Annotated in this window: 5 protein-coding genes; all 5 read right to left on the reverse strand. The window is 33.8% G+C overall.

Annotated features, from left to right (window positions below; genetic code table 11):
* Nucleotides 1–178: 178 nt before the first annotated feature.
* Complete coding sequence (locus BUB95_RS14095; RefSeq protein WP_073087711.1) at nucleotides 179–772, reverse strand: hypothetical protein; 594 nt, start codon at nucleotides 770–772, stop codon at nucleotides 179–181.
* A 139-nt stretch (nucleotides 773–911) separates the two neighbouring features.
* Complete coding sequence (locus tag BUB95_RS14100; RefSeq protein WP_073087713.1) at nucleotides 912–1,481, reverse strand: hypothetical protein; 570 nt, start codon at nucleotides 1,479–1,481, stop codon at nucleotides 912–914.
* A gap of 167 nt (nucleotides 1,482–1,648) precedes the next feature.
* On the reverse strand, nucleotides 1,649–2,230 hold the full coding sequence (locus tag BUB95_RS14105) for an outer membrane protein (RefSeq protein WP_073087715.1): 582 nt from the start codon (nucleotides 2,228–2,230) through the stop codon (nucleotides 1,649–1,651).
* 490 nt (nucleotides 2,231–2,720) lie between these two features.
* Entirely contained in the window at nucleotides 2,721–3,134 is a 414-nt protein-coding gene (locus BUB95_RS14110) for a contact-dependent growth inhibition system immunity protein (RefSeq protein WP_073087717.1), read from the reverse strand.
* A gap of 10 nt (nucleotides 3,135–3,144) precedes the next feature.
* Entirely contained in the window at nucleotides 3,145–3,579 is a 435-nt protein-coding gene (locus BUB95_RS14115; RefSeq protein WP_073087719.1) for a hypothetical protein, read from the reverse strand.
* Between the last annotated feature and the right edge of the window lie 117 nt (nucleotides 3,580–3,696).

Genomic DNA, 3,696 nt, shown 5'->3' on the forward strand with positions numbered 1-3,696 from the left:
AAATAGTATAAGTAGGTTCTTTTTCATAATTATTGCCAACGGTTTTGGCTATGGTTTCGTTACGGAATGGTACGCGAGTATCATTCCGCCGTAACCATAAATTTAGCAAAAAGGCTCGAAATTCCGATTAGGAATTTCAGCCGTAATGAACTATAGCCGTTGTTGGTTACAGTATTTTTTAATATTCTCTTTTCGGACGTTTTTTGTATTCCGATAATATTTTTTCTTTGTCTATTTCAGTCAGTCCAAATTCAGTTTGCATTTCGGTTGGAAATGGTGGAATTTGGTCATCAATCATTAGCACATCTTGAACTAAATATTCTCCGATTTCTCTATTCCAACCTATACAACCTGATTGATAATCGACAAGATATGTTGTGTCTTGGATTGCTCTTAAAGTCAATTCAGTTCTATCGGCAAATTCTCTTTTTCTCAAAAGTCCCTCGTATGCAATCGCTTTTACAGTTCCATTAGGGTATTCAGTCAGTTTTAGAAGTTCAGATTCCGTAGCGTTTTTCATAATCCATCGTCTTCGGTCAACTTCGATTTTCGTTGAAACTCCCATTCCGCCAACTCCACTTGTAATTCCCCGTGATTCTGCGACTTGTATAGAGTCTTTTATTTCTGTTCGGATTCCGTTCCAACTATAACTCCAATTAGGTTCATAATTGGACACAAAAGCAGTAATAATTCCAATTCCGACAATTGTCAAAATCGGGAATAAAATCGAATATCGATTTCGTTTTGGATTATTTCTGCGAGCTCTTTTCATATTGTAGCCAACGTGTTCGTGTATGGCTCGTGCCTTTCAAGAGCATGAGTGAGTAACACGAAAATTTATTAAAATGAAAGGTAATGAATTTTCGTGTTTAGCGAAGGCATGAGCTATACGCGTTGTTGTGCTTAGTTTTTTATTTTTTTTCAAAGAATGCTTTGACTTCGGAGTAATAATCTTCTCCATAATGTTTGTAAAATTCCCCATTCGTTTTGATTATAAAAAACCCAGAACAGTTTTGATGTTCAGTAAAAACTGTATCATAGAAAAAGCCTGAATCCGTTATAAATTCATTCATTTGTTCATAAATTTCTTTGTTATACGAATCTTCAGTGTAAACAAAGAAATCAATAGCGTTGTAATTAGAACTCATTCTTGATGATATTCTAATTCTATTATTGGCTATTTGTTTTTTTTCTTTTTCACTAAAACGAACACCAATGCAATTCGGTGCTTTTTGGTTATAATTTATAAGAATAGATTTGTTAGTTGGAAATGTTGTTTTTAGTTCTACTTCCAACTTTTTAATTAATTCATCATATTCGGTTTTGTTCAAAGTACCAGAGTAGGCTTTTCTGCTTTTTTTATATTTAGGATTTGGATAAGTATTTACTTCTGTATCATTAATAATTACTTTATTAGTATTGCAAGCGAGAAGTGTTATAATAATTATGAAATAAGTTCCTTTTTCAATTATTCTATTCATGTATTTTGATATGGACAAATTAAGCACAACGGTTTTGGCTATGGTTTCGTTACGGAATGGTACGCGAGTATCATTCCGCCGTAACCATAAATTTAGCAAAAAGGCTCGAAATTCCTATTAGGAATTTCAGCCGTAATGAACTATAGCCGTTGTTGTAAGTAGTTTTTTTATAGTCGGTATCCAAGTCCGATTTTCATAATATTCACGTTCGTATTGAATTTTATATCTGGAACATCACTATCAACTCCGAGTTTTATAAAGTCATATTGAGCTTGCACAAAAAGTTTTTCAGTAATATCGTAAGCAAGTCCAAAATTAAAATTAAATCCGCTTTGAGCGTCGCTTGCATCTGAAACGTCAAATCCGTTATTTGTTCCAGAAGCATTAAAAAACATAATTGTATAACCTAATCCAACAGTAGGATGAAATTTATCCATTGATTCTAAATCCAATTCTCCGAATATTCTTGGTTGTATTACGTACGATGTAACTTTAAAATTTTGAAATCCATTGTTTTGATTTGAATTGTTTACTAAAACTCCACCGTTAAGTGAAATTCCAATGTTTACTGGATTCAGATTAGCGAATCTATAATCAGCACCAATATCAATAATTCCGTTATAATTTTCTCCGACAAAGTTATTGTCAATCGGAATAGGGTAATTCAATTCGAGACTAAATTTTGAATCTTGAGAAAAAGATTTAATACTGAAAATCAGTAATAACGTCAATAAAAATTTTTGTTTCATAGTTTGGGTTTAAATTACTTACAACGTTTAAGCTATGGTTTGTTACGGAATGACACGCAGTGTTATTCCGGCTTAGCACGAAAGATAGCAAAAATGCAGGGAATTTCCGATAGGAAATTCCGCCGTAATGAATTATAGGTAGTGTTAGCGCCAGTGATTTTAAAAACCGCTAACATATGCCATTCAGGTTGTCAGTCCGACGTTGTAGAGTAGACGAGCGACTCAGATCGCAACGGCATCGAATTTGGCGGACGAGAAACGAGTCCGACGTCAAAGATGGTTTTCAAGAGTTGAGTTTTTCGTTTTATCTGGCTTAAAATTCTAAAAAAAATCGCGGAAAAAGAAGCTGGCAAAAAATTGCGTAGTGCATTGACGCTAACGGTTTTGGCTATGGTTTCGTTACGGAATGGTACGCGAGTATCATTCCGCAGTAACCATAAATTTAGCAAAAAGGCTCGAAATTCCGAGTAGGAATTTCAGCCGTAATGAACTATAGCCGTTGTTGTGCACTGGCTTTTATTTTTTCGTTTATTCGGTCAAATTTTTTTTCACCGAGTTCAGTTTTTATCAGTTCAGAATTCTGTTCCACCAAGTTTTGTAAAGTCAGAAATTCAGTTTGCTTTTCAATCCAAAATTCAGTTGGTAAACCCGAAACAGAGACGAGCAAATCACCTCTGTAAAAATCGCCCTCAGTCAATATATTTTTTTCCAGTTTTTCAAGTGCAATTCCGATTATAAATTCCACTCCGATTTGCTGGGAAATCAGAAGTCTTAACTGTTCCTCTGTTAATTCCTTAATCGGAATTTTCCTGTATTTATGACAATTGATTACAAGATTAGATGGAAACTCAATGTCATCTTTCCAATAATCATTTTCTAATTGTTCTATGGACTTTGATTCCAATTACTATTCTTTAAAATTCAGGTTTATGTAGTCGAACTATATCAGTTTCTGGTGATAAATCAGCTAACAATCTCTCTTGAACTTTAAACCATTCGTTAGCTATATTTTGTGAATAAGCATCTACAAGCATTTTATTAATATCGTTTTTTGGCATATCAATAACACAGTCAAAAAAAGTCATTTTTCCCTCTTTTTGGTCAGCTCGTAATTCTAAAACACAAATGAATTGCCCTAAATCAAACACAAAAGTACTTCCTTTACTTTCTGCCATTAAAAGTCCAACTTTCACATCAATGTCAAACTTTTCGCCCATAATTTTCCGATTATAGTTTATTTTGTCAATATCGGTTGCTCGTCCGTAATTTACTTTATCGGAAATGTCGTCAACCAAAAAGGTGTATTTTTCGGCTAATGGTGGTTGTTCGATTAAATAATATTTTTCCATTCGGTATTTTTTAGCTTGTGCACAACGGTCTCGGCTATGATTTCGTTGCGTTGAAAATTCCAGCGGAATTTTCGACCGTTGAAATCAAGCCGTTTAAATTTAAACTAATTTTGGGAA

It is taken from the genome of Winogradskyella jejuensis (assembly GCF_900129745.1).
Taxonomy (GTDB): Bacteria; Bacteroidota; Bacteroidia; order Flavobacteriales; family Flavobacteriaceae; genus Winogradskyella; species Winogradskyella jejuensis.